The following is a 16,691-nucleotide window of genomic DNA, read 5'->3' as shown; positions in this document are numbered from 1 at the left end:
GTCAGCTGTGCCCTCCTTCCATTCGCCATCGGAAGCAAAGCACTACTGCCGCTTCACAGCATAATGGCTGATCAGCCGTCGCAGTTTTCAGTTTCCGCGCGCTGCGGTTGAACCAATACCTCGCTCAGGCAGTTGCTTGATCCTTCGATCTGGAAAGGACCGCGTGGTCAAGCAGCAGACGCCGCTTCACAGACTGAGGCCGCGTTTGTTGAACACCGTGTCCCTCAGAGCCCCCTTGATCTCGCGAGCGATGTCCTTGCTGACCTGGTGTCCGAACTCCCGCTCGGCATCCGCAACGACATCGGCTTCAGCGCCGATCAGTCCGGCTTCAACGAGCTTTTGCTTCAGTCGGCCTTGGAACTCCTCCTCCAAGGCATGGGCGAGCTGTTTCTCCATCGTGGCATGGTGTTCGGGTTCAATGCGGAGCACCACATCGTCCCAAGGTTTCCAGTCCGTCGCCAAATAGTCGGCGAACCCCGTCGCCTCCTTGCTCCGCACAGACGTCTCAGCCCTGTCAATGTCTTCCTCGGTGAGGTAAGAGTCGTAGAAGTAGTTCATGTCCGGGGCGATATGCTGCAGCCCCAGCCGCTCGCGCAGCTTGGCCTGATAGGCAAGGTAGACCTCGATTTCGTCGACGTCGTTGATGGTGTCGCCCGTGCGGAGCGATTGGACCTTCTCGCGCGCGATCCCCCCCAGTGCGTCCAAGCGGAACATGACACGGCCTAGATCAACGAGGGCCGCTACCCCCTCGTTATTGTCATAGAGCCCGCTCTCGACGTTGGCGATCAGGCGTGCGGTTTGCATGCCGTTCCAGGTCAAAGTTCTGCGATCCGCGCAGCTCTCGTTGGCGTCAAGAGCAAGCTGGAAGTACTGCGCGCGCAATTGCGGGTTGGCCGCCGCCTGCCGCAGATCATTGGCCACCCCCTGCTGGAATCCTTCGTTCCCAGAGTTCACGGTACCCCGCAGCCCGTTGAGGAAGTTTGCGTATTGCTGGGCGCCGGGTTCTTCTGCAAAGCTCTGCCACTTGGCCACCACCTCGGGATCACCCTCCTTCGGATCCCGGTTGAGCCAGTCCGCTACTGTCTCGGGAAGAAACTGCGCAGCGGCGTCCTCCTCCGACTGATCTTCGTCCGTCTCGGACAAATCACTTCCTTCGTCGGCCAGAAACAAGACCCTCGGGCCGGCATACCCATAGGCACTTTGGATTGTGTCCAGGTTCGTCAGCACCTCCTCGGGCAGCGGATTGCCAGACACAACCATCTCGGCAGCAGCACCCAACTGCGTTAGCAAGCCCGTGGGTAGGCTGGTTAGCTGGTTTTGGCTAAGGTCAAGTCTTTCGAGACTGGCCGGGAGAGTCTCTGGCAGACGCGTCAACTGGTTTTCACTAACGTCAAGGCTTTCGAGCCTGGCCGGGAGGGTCTCGGGCAGGCTCGTCAATTGGTTGTGGCCAACGTTGAGGTCCTCGAGCGCGGCCGGGAGGGCGTCAGGCAGGCTGGTGAGCCGATTGTGGTACACGTCCAGCGAGGCGAGCTCGGCCGGAAGCGCGGGCAGGCTGGCCAGCTGATTCCCCCTAACACTGAGCGAAGAGAGTGCGTCAGGGAGAGTCTCGGGCAGACTGGTCAGCCGGTTGAAGGACGCGTCGAGCAAGTGGAGCCCGGCCGGAAGTGGAGGCAGGCTGGTGAGGCGCAGCATTCCAAGATTCAGCTCGCCCTGATTCCAAGCATTCACTCGCCTTACAGCCTCTTGCCGATCCTCGAGCGGGTTCTGCCCCTCTTCGACAGCCCACTCCTCCAGCATCTGGTCGTGCCCCCCCTCAGGAGCAGAAACCCCGAGGTTTGCCGGATCGTCAGCGGCGAGCACCGCGTGGGTCAAGACTCCAACCCACTGGGCCTCCTCACCTTCCCGGTCCTCGCGTTCGGAAGATTCGGCAGTGCTGCCATCACCGCGCTGAGCCTGCCCTGCATCAAAGGGATCCATTCCCTACTCCTTTGTCGGACTGAGCAAATCAAGGCGACCTATCAGCCCACATCGAACGGTTGCAGCATCTAAGACATTCAGCTTACGTCGAGCTGACGAGCGTTGAACTATGTTGAGGGAACGATCTGCGCGATGTGTGAAGGAGTTCGGCTTCGATTCGGTGCAGCCTTTCTCGGCTTGAGCCAGATGAGGCCCGAGCAGCAGGGGGATTGAGCGTCTTGAACTCAACAAAGCCGACGTCTGAACGGGTTACGAATAAACTGTCCTGAGCCATTGCTGCTCGGCCAGATGCAGAGTTCTTGAGTGTTCGCCATCAGCGCCTGTGAGACAAATCGAGGGATGTGTTTCGGCATGGACCCCAGTCCAACGCCGATTGACAGGCCGCCGCGTCTTTCTCGGCGGCACGAACATCCCGTTCGGCGGTCAGGGTCCTTTCCTCCACCGGCATTACCCGGCTTCAACGGTCGTACGACCCTTTCCGACTCCCGCACGGTCCGCTGCCAGGAGCAGCGTCGAAGCCGCGACGCGCATCACCCTTCCAACGTGCCGTGTCCATTACCCCGGTGGACCGGACAGGTGCATGTGTCGATTGCTTCCCGCGCGGCCTTCCCCAAATTGGGGGTGGGTCTGCATCCACATTGCTTCTTTCGAGGCCTGCTTAGACTTTACTCGCCCTACGGCCCAGTGGATCGCTCAACCGTCCAAAGACGGCCTTTGTCACGAGGCTCCGATCCGGAAGTTGCCCTCTGAACCGCTCGTCAGCTACCAGATCAATCGACAACTCTCTGGGTGGAATCTCCCTCCACTGATAATGTTCGCCTTCGGCGTGCACCCCAGTTTCCCGCGCACACAGTCCGACTGGTGTCGGGCGAGAGCCGCTCCAAAACCCGGATCACCGTGGGTTGCAATTCCATCGCGGCTGGCGTGCTGCTGGAGGCAGCGGGGCATCGTCAACTTAATCGACCGCGAGCCGAAGGAGGCGCTTCTCAAAGGTTCGAGATTCGGCGATAGCGCTTGTCGCGGAGATCTCGCGCCAAGTCGCAAAGGCTCGCCCGCGCGAAGCGCGACGGTAGTCGGCAGTGACGGCTCCGGAATAGGGGATGTGGAAAAGGTTCGCGACCTGATCATGAACTGACAGATACCGTTGAGCCTGACGGGACGATTTGAAACGCTTCATGATCCGCTCGCGTCGCCGCATCGGCTGATGAGAATTCTCGGCCCAATTGTTGAGAGCTTTTTGCTGGCGATGTTCGACGTGAAAGCCCATCTTCGCCCTCGCAGCGCCGTACGAACGGAGCTTGTCCGTGATTGTCCGTCGTCAGATGATTTGAGACTGATCAGGCTTTTCGAGAAGGGAGGCTCTGGCTCATCAGTGGTTAGAGTTTAAGCCGCTTGCAATTGATGCTGCAAGCGGCGGTTTGCGATGGTGTTGCGCTTGATGCGTTTGCTCGGCGCGGATCGCCTCAGCCCTGCCGAAGTAGACATCGGCAGGAGTGAGGTTGTCGATGCTCTCATGATAGCGGACGTGATTGTAGTGTTCGATGAAGGCCCGTATCTGGCGTTCGAGGTCGCCGGGCAGGTAGTAGTTGTCGAGCAGAATGCGGTTTTTCAGGGTCAGGTGCCAGCGCTCGATTTCAAGTACGATGGACGCCAGTTGTTCGAGGCGGCGCGCGGTCCTCCGCAGCCCGGTGCGCGCTGTGAAGTTCGTCCAAGGCGATCACTTCCAGGCACCCCTCAAGCAGGCTGGCGAATCGGCGCTTGCCGCGCTGACCGATTTGTCCAGGCCGTTGATCGCCACCTACGCCGTCGCCGCCGGCAATTAAGGCGATCGCACAGACCTCCGGCTTCGTTGAAGCCAGCCGCGATCAAGCCGATCTTGTCATCGAGACGTGGGCACACGATCCCGCCGCATTATCTGACACCGACACCGTGGACCCTCTGTCACTTTACGCTCAGTTCAGGGATCAACGAGACGAACGTGTCTCCATGGCGGCAGAACATCTCTTGGAGAAAATCACATGGTAGCTGGCATCGAGAAGTTCCGGGAGTTTTTCGCGGGACATGAGGACCACTACGCGATCATCGGCGGCACGGCATGCGACCTGCTGTTCGACGCCGCTGGCCTTCCAACGCCACCCACCGCTTCCGGTTGCAGCTCTTCCGACGTGACTTGCGTTGCTCTCAGTTGCTCGGCTTATCGCGTCTGCGGCACATGATGCTCGACCGACGGGCTGCCGCGCTCGAGGTTCAAGTTGTTGAATAGAATGAAGGACGGCTTTTCGGGACCTCTTCCCCCGCCGCTGGCACGACTCTTGAGTGTCTCTCGTTGCCCGGCGGCAGGAGCTGCCGACCTCCGTCACTGATTGATCCTCTCATTGAGAAGGGAAGCAACAATGAAGACCGATATGTCAGCTTAAGGTGTGACCGAATTACTGCTGAAGAAGCATCTGCAACTTCAGGAGGCTGGTCTTGGCTGCTCATAGGAGCAGTTGACCCCTTAACAGCCCCTCAGTCGGGTTTGCAGTGCCGGCCGACTGACGCTGAGTTGCTAAGGTTCTGCAGGCCTCGCTGGCCTGCCACCAACCCCCTAACCAGCGCTCGCGTGCCGTCCACGACAAAGACGCCGCAATCCCAGCCGTTCTGCTGCTGGGCCATGCCGGCTTGCACCGAGTCGCCGGGGAGGCCCAGCCTTCCTGCCAGATGGTCTGCAGACGTCTCGTTGAATCCCCAGAAGGAATCGTAGTGATAGGCAATCGGCGAGTTCCGGTCGCGGCGATCAACGAACAGCAGCGACCAATGATTCCCTTGGCAACGAGGATCTGTAGGATCGGCGTCGTTCACTGGCAGGAACAAGACCATTTTCCCCCCGTCGTTGCGAAACAATCTGTCCGCGTAGACACGTAGGGCTACGTGCGAGTGCAGAAAGCGAATCGCTGTAAAGCCCTAGCTCTCGGGAGAATTTGCGAAGCGCCCAATCGAAACTCCGGGCGGTAGTCGAACCCAACTTGTTGCTCTCAAGGGCGTGGCTTATGGCGCCCTTAATGAACCCTTCGTCACCAACGGCAGGAGGAAGCGGTGGGCGCCCACCAATAGATGAAGCGCCCGGAGCGTTGGGGGCACGATGTTCTCTAAGCGCCCCCACCGCGGCCCACATAAGTTTATCACCCTTGGAGATTTCTTTAGCATGGGCGAGCAAGAAAGCGTCACTACTCCCGTCAAACGATAGACCGCGCTCCCCGAGATCATTCGCCAACCTGTTAAGATTGCGCGTATATCCGTTAGCCACCGCGTCTTTCAGCTTTTGACTTGCAATAACGCCCCCTGAGCCCCCCCCCTGATAAGCTCCCGGTCGCACCCAGACACATGAGGATACTCGGGCGGTTCGATGGATCGTCCGGCCTTGAAGCAGCTCCTTGCTGACGTCGAGACGGGGGCGGTCGACATCGTCGTCGTTTATAAGGTCGACCGCCTCACCCGCTCGCTTGCGGACTTCGCAAAGATTGTCGACGTGTTCGACGCTGCAAGCGTCTCGTTCGTTTCAGTGACCCAACACGACGAGCTCGAAGGGGCGCCTTACGCTAAATGTGCTGCTATCCTTTGCTCAGTTCGAGCGCGAACTAACCGGCGAACGGATTCGCGACAAGATCACTGCCTCCAAAAAGAAGGGCATGTGGATGGGAGGCTGGGTCCCTCTCGGCTATGACCGCATGGATCGCACTCTCAAGGTCAACGATCTTGAGGCCCAGACTGTGCGCACGATCTTTGATCTATTTCTCAAATTCAAGAACGTCAGGAACGTTCAGAACGAGCTGGCTCGCCTCAATCTCCGCACAAAGCCTTACTCGATTCAGCGGGAGCGGGCTATTGGCAATCTCCCCTTCGCTCGCGGTCATATCTACAAGGTCCTCTCCAACCCCCTTTATCTGGGAGAGATCGTGCATAAGGGTGCTCGTCATCCGGGACAACATCCGGCACTCATCTCCCCGACGACCTGGGATGCCGTTCAGGCCCAGCTCAGCGCGAACGGCCATAGGAGACGATCGCGATCGAACGCCGAGAGTCCGAACGTGCTGAGAGGACTCATGTACGACGACGCCGGTAACCGTCTCGCCGCGGGCCACACGAGTAAGAACGGCAAACGGTATTGATATTACGTCACCCCGAATCGCCGAGGTCGATCTCTATCATCAGAAGAGCCGGATCAACTTAGAGTTCCGGCAGCGCAAGCTGACGATATTGTCCTCGGACGCCTATATGATTTTCTCACAGAGGGCGCGCAAATCTCGAGTTTCCTAGGAAGCGGTTACCGTGTCGCAGAAATTCGTGCAGCAATCGGGACTGCAGAACAGCTTGCCCAAGTGATCGCTTCCGAACATTCAGAGCGGAAGATGGCCATCGTCTCGGACTTGGTTTCGCGCGTGATCGTCAGGAAGACGAGCTAAAACATCAACCTCAGCTCGAGCCAATTGCGCAGCGCGCTATCCAACAACGCTCCAAAACCTCCTGCCCCGCACGGGGAGGAGCGCGAGATTTCGCTCGAGGTTCCGTTCGTAGGGACGGATCGCGCCGGCTCGACCCAATTCCTGATCGACGACTATCGTCGCCCACAAGCTGACCCTGTTCTTGTGAAAGCTATCGCGCGAGCACGCAGTTGGTTCGAGCAGCTACGGACAGGGAAAGCCCAATCCATGGCTCAAATTGCCGCGCAGGAAAACATAACGGACAACTACGTCAGCAACCTGATCCACTTAGCTTGGCTGCCACCCCAAGCAAGTGCAGCGGATATTGGATGGAGATCCGACCGCTACTATCTTGGGTCGCAACAAGATGCGCACCCGCACCGTCGCCCCCCTATGGCCCGACTCGTGACGAGAGATGTGGAGGCGGTGTTGATTTTCGCCTTCGACATGAGGCTCGCGCAGGCATTCCGCGAGCGTACCGTACCAAATAGCGCCTCGGCTCGATAATTCGGCCCCGACCTCCAGGGCGCGCGCGTGCGGGTCATCAACGACCTCATGCACAATCCCGATTTCGTGGCGCGCGGTCCCGTCACGGTTAACCCGCGCAGGATCATCTCGAGCGCCTTGGCCTCTCCAATGATCCTGGGCAAGCGCTGCGTGCCGCCACCCGGAAAGATGCCAATACGGGTTTCCAGCAGACCGATGCCGTAACGGCATCCCTGCGATGCGCGGGTCGCATGCTAGCGATAGCTCAAAGCCTCCACCCATGCATAAGCCATTTATCGCGGCTACGACCGGCTTCTCGACGGCTGCAATCAGGTCCGTGAGCGCATGGAAGCCTGGCGGTCGAGGACCGGGCGGCGACGGCAGTCGCGGCGCTCCGGGCTCATCGCATCCGCGGCGTCAGAGAGTTCCCTGACGTCATAATGGCGGAAAGATGCCGGGTACGCTCCCCGTGATGACGACGGCCCGCACCGATGTGTTTTCTCCTGCAGCCGCGACTGCATGAAACATCTCGGCCGTCCCGGCAGCGGTCATGGTGCCGAACGGGGCGTTTGCGTAGGTGATGATACGAACCGCCGCGCGATCTTCGATGGAAACAAGGGCCATGGGCGTCCTCTCTCCTGCCGCGCACCGGCTGCTCGGGGCCGTGGTCTCCATCGGAAGCACCCTCACATTCAGGATGAACTGTCCAACTTTATAACGGATGCAAAGTGACCGCGGATCAGGCAGCCAAATCCGTATCCGGCGGTCGCTCGAACAATCTCGCTCGAAAAAGGCTGGCCGATCTCCGCGTTGAGGTGTCCCGGAACTACGTGCCGAAAGACACGCTGGGTGCACTTGAGAAGCGCGTCATCGACGCGATCAATGCCGCCGGCAGTCGCATTGACAGCTTGGCGAAACACGGCAGCACTAAGATCCTATCACTGATGAAAATCGGCTTCATTCGATTCTTGTTCTTCAGTGGGCGCAGGGGCTAGCGAGCCATCGGCCTGAACGATCATCTTGCGCGAGAGGGGCGCGCCAAGCGGCAGAACTGCCGATCGCCGGATCTGCGGCGGATATCGCCGGGAAAACGCTGCAATCAGGCGCTGGCGGCGGCCAGCTTTTTCCACCACCTTCTCGATGGTCTTCTCTTTGGAGCGTAGCGCGGCGCGGGTGCGTCGGCGTTGGCGGTTCCACTCCTGCACGTCCGTTAACAGCCACATTACCTCACCTGCTGAAGTGCTCGCGCACGGAAAATTTGGCTCTTCAGCCCAACGAGCGATTGTCCGAGGCGTGGTCTTGAAGTGCGCGGCCAGTTGGACCGCTGTCATTAAGATGCCGATAAGGCCGATCGATGTCGGTCCAACATCCGCAGTGATGCTCCCAGTGCTGTCTTTCATTGCTCGCGAGCCGCCCCCAAGCCAAGCGACCACGAGCGGGCGGCAGCTTGCCATTCATGAGCGATGCTCTTCATGCGCCGCGAGAATATGATCTTGATCAGCCTAAAGAGCTCAGTGCTCGTCACCGCGAACTCATCAGGGCCTCCGCGCTGGCGGATGACCTCTCGGAGTGCAGCTGGCTTCTCAGGGGCGGAAGAGCGAATAGCGGCCTCGAAGGCCGGTATGAATTTGAGCCGGTCCATTACAGCACACTCCACAAAGCCATCGTGAGTGTCAGTCGGGGAAACGAGCTTTTGGTTTTGAGGCCGGCTAGGGGGCGGCCCAGTCGCCATGAGCTGCGCAATCGTCGCGAGAACTACGCTCGTTTCGGTCGTTCCCCCGGACCAATCTCCGAGCGCCGCGATGGCGTCTTCCAAAGCCTCTTCACGGCTCATGTGAACTATCTCCCCAGCGAGCCTGTTGCAGAAGGCTGGTAGAACCCAGGAAAAGAGGCGCGGGCGTCTGGAGGAGCCGCCCGCGCGAAGTTTGCTACGCCAAGCTTGGCTGCTGGGGTTGCGTGAAATAAACAGCCAAGCCAAAGGCTCTCAGCAACTCGCGTGCCATTCAAGATGCAAGAGAGGCGAAATAGTGCGCACCACCATGAAAAGCGTGCGGGCGGCTGCTGACGACCGCCCGCACGAGTTACGGTGCGAGGACTTGGCCCTCAATCAATAAGCGACCAAGTCATACATGGGCTCAGCAATCAGTGTGCCAAACGGCCACATTGCGCAGAGAGGCAAACGGCGCGCTTTCATACCTTGTGCAGACTAACTACTCGCGCGAGCGGTGCTTTCCGGACTACAATGTCACGAACCGAACGCAACTGAACGACATCAGACTGCCGCGTTACGAGGGTGCGAAATAGTCGGACTGATTTCGTCATCGTGCACGATGAGAAGCTCGCCGGGCTTCACGCCAAGTCTTCGCAACTGCTCCTCTTCGATTGGGCAGTTGAGCATTGCGGCCTTTGCGCCGCATTCCGCGATGGTCATCCTCACCACTTCCGCCGGATCGGCGACGGCCCCCACGCAAAGTTATGTGCCTGAATTCTTCGTCATCGTCACTATCTTCCTTGAAGAAAGCCGCTGTCACTATCCAACCATCCATCTTGTTGAGCTCCGTGGGGCCCTGAGCTGCCGAACCTCTGAAGATCCCGAGGCATCGGACACCGCGGCTGAACACGAGGACGGCCACCTCATTGCATGAATATTACGACCGCGGCGATGGCGAGCGAGGTTAGTCCCATCAAAATGACGTATGCGATGTACGGAAGGTCGCCACGCACTACACAGCTCCAGCACTTGACGGAGCGTGCACTCCGAGACGCGGCACACCAGCACAAGCCGGCGCGCAGCGTTCCGCACCCGGACACGGCAACCCGAGCCCTACACCTACTTGTCGGCATAGGTGCCAACCTGACGGCGAAGCCATTAGACGTTAGCACGCGCTCAACCTGCGGAGTATCTCGTTGACGCTTCGCGGGGAGAAGGTCCGTCCTCCCGCAACCAAATCCCAATAGGGTCGGGCTGGAAGCCAGCTATTCAATTGAACCACCATTTGGTGCAGCATCCTTAGATTGTACGGGCGCAATGGCACCTCTCAATCAGACGAGCGAGCATGAAGTTCCGAGTGCCCGAGGTTGTTATAGGTTGCTTGCTCACGGTCGCCGCTTTCGCGGTGGGAATGGCCTTCCTACTCGGTCGCAAACTATGGGACGCTCCCTGCCGTCATCGAAGCTATGCAAGTAAGCCTGAGCGTGCACGCAGAGCCGCCAGTTCCGGTCAACTACGACCACAACCATCCCCCTGCGAGCTCTGCTGTCCTCATGCCTGGCGAGCCCCGCAATGATCTGGATGACGGGCTTGCGTGGAATGATGTGGAGCTTGACGACTACGAAGGTGACCGCCCCGATTTCGGCGACATGCATCTGTTCTTCTTCGGGTATCGCGGCACGTTCACAAGCGGCCACACCCCCGAGCGTGCTGGCGATACGATGAGCGAACACGCCGGCTCGTCGAGTTTAACGGTGGCTGCGAGTACAACAGTCAAGCCTGATGAGTAAGGAAGCGGGATGACAAAACACGGTTCGATCATTGAAGAGTTGCAGCGAGAGCGAGCGAACATTGATCAGCTTTTGGCAGATCTTGAGGTCGCCAAGTCCGCGTCCATGCGGTGGGCGGCTCCGAGGCCGTTGACACAGCCGAATATGTGGATGGCCTCAGGCAAGCCTCGAACGCGCTCAACAAAGCAATTGCGGACTAAAGAACATGGATACCTGAAGTTAGTTATCCACGACGGCCGGGCCGCCGTCACGCAAGATGTGCCGGTATCCTTGATTAGTCATCCACTTGGTCCGGGCGAGATACGTCTCATACGCTCGGCGGGCACGCTGCGGCTCGCGTTTAGGATTGATGCGCAATACGATCTCCGCTACCTCTCGCTAGTCTGCGCACTCTGCGTCCGCTTCCAGCATGCGCATGTAGGTGACGGCGTGCTCCCGGTCATAAGGGTCAAGGTCTGATCGCTCGGGGCGATATCCCGTGGCGGTCTTTGCATCGGATGCAACTTCGGTTTGTCACAACCTAGAGCGTGATGACTTTAGTTTTGGCCATATCCGGCGTCGGCGAAGTAATTGGCACATTCGGCCGGTGAGAGGGGACCGAGGATCAGAGCGATAGCATCGTAGACGGCCTCGGTAGTTCGCTCATGCGCACGTTGGCGAGTCAATTGCGGGGGGTGCACGCTGAGGTCTTTGGCCCTGGCACTACATCGCCCCCCGCAAACCGATCCTGAACATTGCCCGGGTGCACGATGGTGCTCAGCAAATTTCCTTGTGTATCGGTGACGATGTGGCGCTTGCGACCTTTGATCTTCTTGCCCGCATCAAAGCCGCGCGGCCCTCCGCTCTCGGTCGTCTTGACCGATGATCGCCACCGTTGGTTGCGGCTCCCGTCCAGCAAGCCTACGCGCGATTTCAACCGGGGCTTCATTGATCAATCCAACGCCCCGCGGTCGCGCAGGCCATAAAAATAGTACCGCACCGTCGTGAAGGGAGGAAAATCCTTCGGCAGTAGCGCCCTTTGGCATCCCGTCGTCGCAATGTAATGTACTGGATCGCATCCCATACCGATCGCATGCAGGTCGTGCGCGGTCGCCCGACCTTGCTCGGCCTTGGATCAACAGCTCGAGCAAGTCCCATTCCGCATCCGTACAATCGCTTGCATAGCGCAGTTCTCGTCTGTCATGCTGACAGCGGGTGATTTTTGGCCCAAGTCACCTGCTTCTCCGATGGCTTCGAACACCTCGAAAACGCACAACCTGCTGAAATCACCCAACTTTAATTTCCGGTCGGCCTCTTAGCTGTTGCTGGTCGGGATAACAATGACGCACGTCGTGCCGTAAGGCTGTGTGCAGTTGGTGTAGGCGGGAACAAGAACACCATAGCGATGCGCAGATTATTCTGGCGGGTAAACCGTGCGACCGCGTGACGATCCATCGACGGTGCTCCGTGCCCTACGGTTCCTCGATCCCACCGTACGTTTGAATGAAGTGATACGTCGTAAGCTTGTAGTCTTGCGTTCTCGCCTCTGCAATGTTGGCAAGGCGACTACCGGAGGGAAACGTTAGGCGAGCGCTGATATTGAAGTGAGGGTATTTGCCATTGGATACTCGGGTGTAGTTCAGCCGCAACCTCTACATCGGACTCTGCAATGTGCCTACCGCCCCAAATCTCGATGATGTCCCTTAAAGGGTAAGTACGGCGCAACATCCTCTTGGTTGGCATTTGCGCGTCCAGCCATTGATAAGCAATCCTGACAAAGTCGTCATGTTCGTGTCGAACGTTCGCGTGTCGATATTTAACGCGCTTTTTGGCGTTCGCAATTTCGATGGCGGTGAGTATAGTTGAAAGCTTCTCCAACATGGGCCGTTATATGTTGTTCCTAACCTTCTTGTGAGATTAGTTCCACGGTTGTCTGAAGTGCTCCCAAGTCTGGTAGTTGCTCATTCATGGCGATGGTCGTTTGAGGTTTCACGAAGTATCCAGGCGGTATCCGTAGCCGTTCTTTGCTTATGTCACCTCAAGCCAGCCCCCTCCACGCCTTGCATCCTTCACCGCCGCAACCACCCTGCTGGGCAGCTCCGCGTTCTGCCGTCAGCCGATCCTAGACCGCACCGCACTGCCTCCACTACTCATCGGTGATACCGGAGTCATGCGGATAGCGAAGACGTAAGCTCCCCTCCATACTTTATCCAGGTCAGGATTTTGTCATCCCTCCTGGGGAGAGCCAACGTCGCCCGCATGCATTTCAAGCGGGCGGCGTTGGGCTGTTTTGTACTTGCTCGCTGCGCGGACGGACATCATTTTGCTGCGCGGCGCGACTATACAACTTCCAACAGGCACACGTGGAGTGTGATCGGTCTCATGTTGCCGTCCAAGAGGACGCGCACCCTTGTCCTGGTCACACCAAGAGCGACGATGAGGCCGCTCCGCCCTTTCAGCTTTGGACCAGCCGAGTACGCTACTATTACGCGAGACCCAACGGTCATCGCATCATTGGCACGCGAAAACTGGATCGGTTCAACAGGGCGGTCGGCCCTTGGAAATCTCTCCGCTAGACAGCGTCGCCCCCCTTCCCGCCCTCCAGCACCGGCTGATCGGTCGTTCTCCTTGCGGATTTGAACCATTTCGCTGGCAATCCCAGCACATAGCCGCGCCGTCTGAGATCCTGACAAGTTTTGTTCAGCGCCGCCGCGATGACTTCCTCTGGAGTTTGCTTCTTTACCAAATGCCAGAAGATCTCGTCCTGCTCGCGTGTCCAGCCTTCGAAGGTTTCGCTCATCACCAAATAATCAGGTCATTGAAAAAATGGGTTGCTACGATGCCTGCGAACCTGGTGATTCTAGGTTCGCAGGCAATCCCGACAAAGAGAGCGGCGCCTATATGGTTCGGCCGCGCGGTGAAGTCTTCCGTTCCGCCCCCATAGCCCACAAAGCCGAACGTGGCTGCGTGACTCCGAAAGCCACATCCAGTCTGCGTTATTGGCGAATGAAGGCGCCGCCGAGGCCGATAGTCTCGGCATCGAAATTAGCGAGCCCACCGAAGCTCTTCAGACGTTTGAATTCCTGGTTTTCGGCGGTCAAGGATAAGGCGACATAGCCAGTGTCATCGTCCAGACCGGTTAGAACCGCTACCGTGGTTGGGCCAGTGCTGTTCTTGAAGTGGTAGTGGCCGGTCGCAGGATAGTTATGGCCATTATAGCTGATCGAAGCAGCAGCGATCTGGCCGTTCGAATCGTTAGCCTGTGAAATTACAAGCTTCGCTCCGATGTTGTCGTTCACATACGTCCCCTGAAGTCTGGACATGATTCTGCTCCCTTACGAGTGACGGTATCGCGCAATGAGTCTGCGAGATGAGGCACTATCGCCAAAACCGAACTGCGACGCACCTACCAGGATTGAGCGTCTCCTAGGCTATGAAGATTTACCGGGCCTTATTTTGGCGATATGAGCAGCCTCAGTCTGGCCTTTTGACAAACTGAAGGAGAAAGCTGTCAAGGCGGTCGCCCAGTCTATTGATAGCTGTGAGATATCCTTCATGGAGTTTTCATTGAGTCTCAACTTTTCCCGCCCTTCCCCTGTTCCTGAAGTCTCAGCGCGAAGCTCTCGCCGCCCTGCGAATCGCCTTCAGCGGGAGAGCGCCGCGATGACGTAGGCACCGCTACTTATTTGCGCGCGTGAGTACGTCGATTTCAATGCGCGGCCCTTCAGTTTTCAGCTAAAAAGGAACCTTGGCTAGGGAGGGCGACAATGCCGATCAATCGGCTATTGAAGGGTGGCAAGATTAGTCCCGAAGAGGTTGAAAGACTCAACCGCGCCTTCACGTTCAGCCTAAAGTCGCTACACCTTGTTGATCGCAATGACCCTGTTTCCGACATTGTGGCTCGCAAGGTAATCGAGATCGACAAGTCGGGTGCTCACGATCCGCACGAGATCGCGGCGCGTGTTGCGAAGGAATTTGGCATTCCGGAGTAAGGCTGCCTTGACGGACAAGTTCTTCCTTAAGGGCCACCGTATTGCCCTTCACGAGGAATGAGCGCACTTGCCCATCCTTCATGTAGCCGAGCACAAACACCTAACCTTCCAACGGCTACGGCGCAATTAACGCTGCATCAAAGCTGGCGCTCGTGCGGTCGTTTCTCTGCCGGATGTGACAAAAACGACACGGAGCGATTACTTTACGTGGCGTTGGATATTGGACGGGCGAGACCGATCTCGTACAGCCAGCTCAGAACAGCCTCGGTATAATGCGTCCGGTCCGCGCCATATACTCGCGATACTCGTCGCCGAACGTTTCCAGCATCATCTGTTCTTCTCTGGCAACCCGGCCGAAAAACAATGTCCCAAATCCGATCAAGCCAGCGAAACCGGCTACCAAATTCGGCATAAGCAATGCCTGAGCGACAGCCCAAAGCCAGAATGCGGAATACATGGGGTGCCGACTTTCTCGATAAATCCCGTCTGTGATCAGGCGATGGTTTTCCCGCACGTCGAGGCTTAACGACCAGTTTCGACCGAGAGCGCGATGGGTTAGCCGGAACATGACCAGCGCTGCGATCGCCACAACAACACCCAGCCACGCTTGAGCTGGCCGGAAGGCGTACGATGCGAAGTGAGGTATGGCGGTTACAATGTAGATGAATGGCACAATACCAAGACCCGTAAGCGATATCAGCAGCAGGGTGTTTTCGCGAAGACCTCGGGCGCTCCGCACGACCTTTTCACGGCGAGCACGACGCGCGTATTTGTAGCGGATCAGATACCAACCAACCGCCATCATCACAAACACGAATTTGGCAATGCCAGGTGTCACCGTGTGCCGAGCGCTTGTTTCGCTCGCGCGCCATCTTTGCCGACCATCGAAACGGCGCCATCCTTAGCGAACGTCTGAGATTTGATCTGGAGAGGTCCAGAGAGGGATCATACAAGGGTTGCCGGTCGTTTCCACTGATTAATTGGCAGCACGTCCGGCGGTATCCAAGGCTGGTGCGTCGCCGCGTTCGTTCGCTCTCTTTGGGGCGAATAGCACAAAGCAGAGGATGGTTATGAGAGCATTGGTCGAGCTCTTGCTCGAGTTTTCTCAAATAGCACCCGTTGAGAAAGACATCTACGAAGACGCTCTTTGTTAGCTTCCCTGGATCCAGCTAAAAGTCCGCGATCGACAGGATTGCGAGCGCCGGACCGGTTGCCATGACAAAACTATTTCTATTTCGCCCGCGGCGAAGCCACCATGGCTCTTCGGTCTACGGTCGCCAGCACTCGCGGGAGTAACTGCGACGCTATGAAAGCATGACCGTCAGCCGTGAGGTGAATGAAGTCAAAAGCATAATACTGAGAAGGAATCTCTTCGTCATACACGATGCTTTTGATGGCGCGATCACACAGCCGCCGCTCCATCGCCGCGACATTGGCCGCCCGCTGCTCCTTCGTAACAAAAAAGCGCCTATCATTGCCTCCAGGCTGCAAGATTACGATGTCGGTTCCCGTTGGAACGGCGTTATCAATGCGCTTGAGCATACCAGCCGTGGTATCGAAGGGAACGCCGGCATTGACGACGGTCGCGTTGACGCCCTTCGCTCTCGGCAGGGCTTCTAACTTAGCTGGGTAAGCGTCTTGCTCTCCAACGTATCAACCTTGCGTGTTGCTTGCGCCGACCGCTACGATATGAATCGGCTTTGTGAAGGCGGCACACACGGTTGCCAGCATGCATATGGCTATAGCCAATGAGAATTGTCTAAACGTCGTCAATGACTGCCTCCCCGGCCCGAATTGCTAAAGAGAAACAACACGGACACCGGGCCCAACAGAGACGTAACCCAAAGCATCAAATGCTATATCAAACCCCACCTTCCAACTGTCTTTTGGGCGTCGTGCTAAGAATTGGTCGCTCGGGCCGCAGGTAAAACTGAGTTCGAAAGACTCGGGTGTTTTCGTGGGCGCGCAACAGCGGGGGCCGATTGCCCTTATCTTTCGTATCACCATGGTATGCAGCGCCGGGCTTTTGTCGATGTTAAAGTGGTTGCCGTTTACATCCCGAACATCGCAACCGAAATTCCGGGCGTCGCCTGAGCCCGCCGCTCAAAAGCGAGCTGCTTGCAAAAAGGAGCGTCAGGACGGCGCATCCAGTGCCGCGCTGTAACGCGCTTTCCATTTCAGGACGCCTCGTCCACTTCCAGTCGCATTAAATCAACTTGTAAATCGTAACAATGGCCTCCGAAGTGGCCTAGGGCTTGTCCTGTGCGCTTTTTTGACCAAGGCTAATATCAATGAG

Annotated in this window: 18 protein-coding genes and 3 pseudogenes; 10 read left to right on the top strand and 11 right to left on the bottom strand. The window is 57.8% G+C overall.

The window, feature by feature from the left end; genetic code table 11:
* Positions 1–186: 186 nt before the first annotated feature.
* The 3 genes and pseudogenes from G6P99_RS09730 to G6P99_RS09720 all read right to left on the bottom strand — a co-directional run.
* Entirely contained in the window at positions 187–1,977 is a 1,791-nt protein-coding gene (locus tag G6P99_RS09730; RefSeq protein WP_029084531.1) for an NEL-type E3 ubiquitin ligase domain-containing protein, read from the bottom strand.
* 966 nt (positions 1,978–2,943) lie between these two features.
* Positions 2,944–3,295, bottom strand: a pseudogene (locus G6P99_RS09725) (DDE-type integrase/transposase/recombinase); the annotation flags it as partial.
* A 65-nt stretch (positions 3,296–3,360) separates the two neighbouring features.
* Positions 3,361–3,613 (bottom strand): annotated as a pseudogene (locus G6P99_RS09720) (integrase core domain-containing protein); the annotation flags it as partial.
* 61 nt (positions 3,614–3,674) lie between these two features.
* Between G6P99_RS09720 and G6P99_RS09715 the strand changes: the two are divergent.
* Both G6P99_RS09715 and G6P99_RS09710 read left to right on the top strand, forming a co-directional pair.
* Entirely contained in the window at positions 3,675–3,800 is a 126-nt protein-coding gene (locus tag G6P99_RS09715) for a hypothetical protein (RefSeq protein ID WP_256375207.1), read from the top strand.
* 195 nt (positions 3,801–3,995) lie between these two features.
* Positions 3,996–4,193 (top strand): hypothetical protein, encoded by a 198-nt coding sequence (locus G6P99_RS09710; RefSeq protein ID WP_084518726.1) that lies wholly within the window; start codon positions 3,996–3,998, stop codon positions 4,191–4,193.
* A gap of 292 nt (positions 4,194–4,485) precedes the next feature.
* Here the strand turns inward: G6P99_RS09710 and G6P99_RS09705 are convergent, their stop codons facing one another.
* On the bottom strand, positions 4,486–4,830 hold the full coding sequence (locus G6P99_RS09705; protein WP_156928981.1) for a hypothetical protein: 345 nt from the start codon (positions 4,828–4,830) through the stop codon (positions 4,486–4,488).
* Between the two features lie 532 nt (positions 4,831–5,362).
* Here G6P99_RS09705 and G6P99_RS47485 point away from each other — a divergent pair.
* The 3 genes from G6P99_RS47485 (at position 5,363) to G6P99_RS09695 (ending at position 6,944) form a co-directional block, all read left to right on the top strand.
* Entirely contained in the window at positions 5,363–5,680 is a 318-nt protein-coding gene (locus G6P99_RS47485; protein ID WP_414645569.1) for a recombinase family protein, read from the top strand.
* Positions 5,562–6,125: a recombinase family protein gene (locus tag G6P99_RS09700; protein WP_029084528.1), complete on the top strand. Its 564-nt coding sequence runs from the start codon at positions 5,562–5,564 to the stop codon at positions 6,123–6,125. The genes G6P99_RS47485 and G6P99_RS09700 overlap by 119 nt, the downstream gene beginning before the upstream one ends.
* 540 nt (positions 6,126–6,665) lie before the next feature.
* Positions 6,666–6,944: a hypothetical protein gene (locus G6P99_RS09695; RefSeq protein WP_246709486.1), complete on the top strand. Its 279-nt coding sequence runs from the start codon at positions 6,666–6,668 to the stop codon at positions 6,942–6,944.
* Positions 6,945–7,358: 414 nt separating this feature from the next.
* Here the strand turns inward: G6P99_RS09695 and G6P99_RS09690 are convergent, their stop codons facing one another.
* The 3 genes from G6P99_RS09690 to G6P99_RS09680 form a co-directional block, all read right to left on the bottom strand.
* Positions 7,359–7,547, bottom strand: a complete 189-nt coding sequence (locus G6P99_RS09690; RefSeq protein ID WP_156929130.1) for a hypothetical protein — start codon at positions 7,545–7,547, stop codon at positions 7,359–7,361.
* 314 nt (positions 7,548–7,861) lie between these two features.
* A complete protein-coding gene (locus G6P99_RS09685; protein WP_165128007.1) occupies positions 7,862–8,323 on the bottom strand; it encodes a helix-turn-helix transcriptional regulator in 462 nt (153 codons plus the stop codon).
* A complete protein-coding gene (locus G6P99_RS09680; protein WP_029085200.1) occupies positions 8,320–8,757 on the bottom strand; it encodes a hypothetical protein in 438 nt (145 codons plus the stop codon). Before G6P99_RS09680 ends, G6P99_RS09685 begins: the two co-directional genes overlap by 4 nt.
* Positions 8,758–9,313: 556 nt before the next feature.
* On the opposite strand from G6P99_RS09680, the gene G6P99_RS09675 reads away from it, so the two are divergent.
* The 3 genes from G6P99_RS09675 (at position 9,314) to G6P99_RS47480 (ending at position 10,883) form a co-directional block, all read left to right on the top strand.
* Positions 9,314–9,568 (top strand): hypothetical protein, encoded by a 255-nt coding sequence (locus tag G6P99_RS09675; RefSeq protein WP_165128005.1) that lies wholly within the window; start codon positions 9,314–9,316, stop codon positions 9,566–9,568.
* Between the two features lie 619 nt (positions 9,569–10,187).
* Positions 10,188–10,424: a hypothetical protein gene (locus G6P99_RS09670; RefSeq protein ID WP_156929123.1), complete on the top strand. Its 237-nt coding sequence runs from the start codon at positions 10,188–10,190 to the stop codon at positions 10,422–10,424.
* Between the two features lie 9 nt (positions 10,425–10,433).
* Positions 10,434–10,883 carry a hypothetical protein gene (locus G6P99_RS47480; protein ID WP_029085181.1) on the top strand — a complete coding sequence of 150 codons (450 nt, stop codon included), beginning with the start codon at positions 10,434–10,436 and terminating at the stop codon, positions 10,881–10,883.
* Positions 10,884–11,100: 217 nt separating this feature from the next.
* On the opposite strand, the pseudogene G6P99_RS09660 reads toward G6P99_RS47480, so the two are convergent.
* The 3 genes and pseudogenes from G6P99_RS09660 to G6P99_RS09650 all read right to left on the bottom strand — a co-directional run.
* A pseudogene (locus tag G6P99_RS09660) lies at positions 11,101–11,623 on the bottom strand (transposase); the annotation flags it as partial.
* 1,352 nt (positions 11,624–12,975) lie between these two features.
* Complete coding sequence (locus tag G6P99_RS09655) at positions 12,976–13,203, bottom strand: hypothetical protein (RefSeq protein WP_165128003.1); 228 nt, start codon at positions 13,201–13,203, stop codon at positions 12,976–12,978.
* Between the two features lie 196 nt (positions 13,204–13,399).
* Positions 13,400–13,726, bottom strand: coding sequence for a hypothetical protein (locus G6P99_RS09650; RefSeq protein ID WP_165128001.1), 327 nt, complete (start codon positions 13,724–13,726; stop codon positions 13,400–13,402).
* A gap of 444 nt (positions 13,727–14,170) precedes the next feature.
* Between G6P99_RS09650 and G6P99_RS09645 the strand changes: the two genes are divergently transcribed.
* Entirely contained in the window at positions 14,171–14,395 is a 225-nt protein-coding gene (locus G6P99_RS09645; RefSeq protein WP_035977990.1) for a hypothetical protein, read from the top strand.
* A gap of 253 nt (positions 14,396–14,648) precedes the next feature.
* Here G6P99_RS09645 and G6P99_RS09640 read toward each other — a convergent pair whose 3' ends face one another.
* Entirely contained in the window at positions 14,649–15,233 is a 585-nt protein-coding gene (locus tag G6P99_RS09640) for a protein-S-isoprenylcysteine O-methyltransferase (protein ID WP_246709485.1), read from the bottom strand.
* A gap of 476 nt (positions 15,234–15,709) precedes the next feature.
* Between G6P99_RS09640 and G6P99_RS09635 the strand changes: the two genes are divergently transcribed.
* Positions 15,710–16,015, top strand: coding sequence for a hypothetical protein (locus G6P99_RS09635; protein ID WP_156928950.1), 306 nt, complete (start codon positions 15,710–15,712; stop codon positions 16,013–16,015).
* The last annotated feature ends 676 nt before the right edge of the window (positions 16,016–16,691 follow it).

This window comes from Bradyrhizobium sp. 6(2017) (assembly GCF_011058295.2).
Lineage (GTDB): Bacteria > Pseudomonadota > Alphaproteobacteria > Rhizobiales > Xanthobacteraceae > Bradyrhizobium > Bradyrhizobium septentrionale.
The sequence above is the reverse complement of the archived record's forward strand: the minus strand, read 5'-3'. Positions and strand labels throughout refer to the sequence as shown.

Coding starts and splice junctions, on each gene's coding strand:
- G6P99_RS09730 (WP_029084531.1), bottom strand. CDS start 1,977: ATGGATCCCTTTGATGCAGGGCAGGCTCAGCGCGGTGATGGCAGCACT.
- G6P99_RS09710 (WP_084518726.1), top strand. CDS start 3,996: ATGGTAGCTGGCATCGAGAAGTTCCGGGAGTTTTTCGCGGGACATGAG.
- G6P99_RS47485 (WP_414645569.1), top strand. CDS start 5,363: ATGGATCGTCCGGCCTTGAAGCAGCTCCTTGCTGACGTCGAGACGGGG.
- G6P99_RS09695 (WP_246709486.1), top strand. CDS start 6,666: ATGGCTCAAATTGCCGCGCAGGAAAACATAACGGACAACTACGTCAGC.
- G6P99_RS09690 (WP_156929130.1), bottom strand. CDS start 7,547: ATGGCCCTTGTTTCCATCGAAGATCGCGCGGCGGTTCGTATCATCACC.
- G6P99_RS09685 (WP_165128007.1), bottom strand. CDS start 8,323: ATGAAAGACAGCACTGGGAGCATCACTGCGGATGTTGGACCGACATCG.
- G6P99_RS09680 (WP_029085200.1), bottom strand. CDS start 8,757: ATGAGCCGTGAAGAGGCTTTGGAAGACGCCATCGCGGCGCTCGGAGAT.
- G6P99_RS09670 (WP_156929123.1), top strand. CDS start 10,188: ATGCCTGGCGAGCCCCGCAATGATCTGGATGACGGGCTTGCGTGGAAT.
- G6P99_RS47480 (WP_029085181.1), top strand. CDS start 10,434: ATGACAAAACACGGTTCGATCATTGAAGAGTTGCAGCGAGAGCGAGCG.
- G6P99_RS09655 (WP_165128003.1), bottom strand. CDS start 13,203: ATGAGCGAAACCTTCGAAGGCTGGACACGCGAGCAGGACGAGATCTTC.
- G6P99_RS09650 (WP_165128001.1), bottom strand. CDS start 13,726: ATGTCCAGACTTCAGGGGACGTATGTGAACGACAACATCGGAGCGAAG.
- G6P99_RS09645 (WP_035977990.1), top strand. CDS start 14,171: ATGCCGATCAATCGGCTATTGAAGGGTGGCAAGATTAGTCCCGAAGAG.
- G6P99_RS09635 (WP_156928950.1), top strand. CDS start 15,710: ATGACCGTCAGCCGTGAGGTGAATGAAGTCAAAAGCATAATACTGAGA.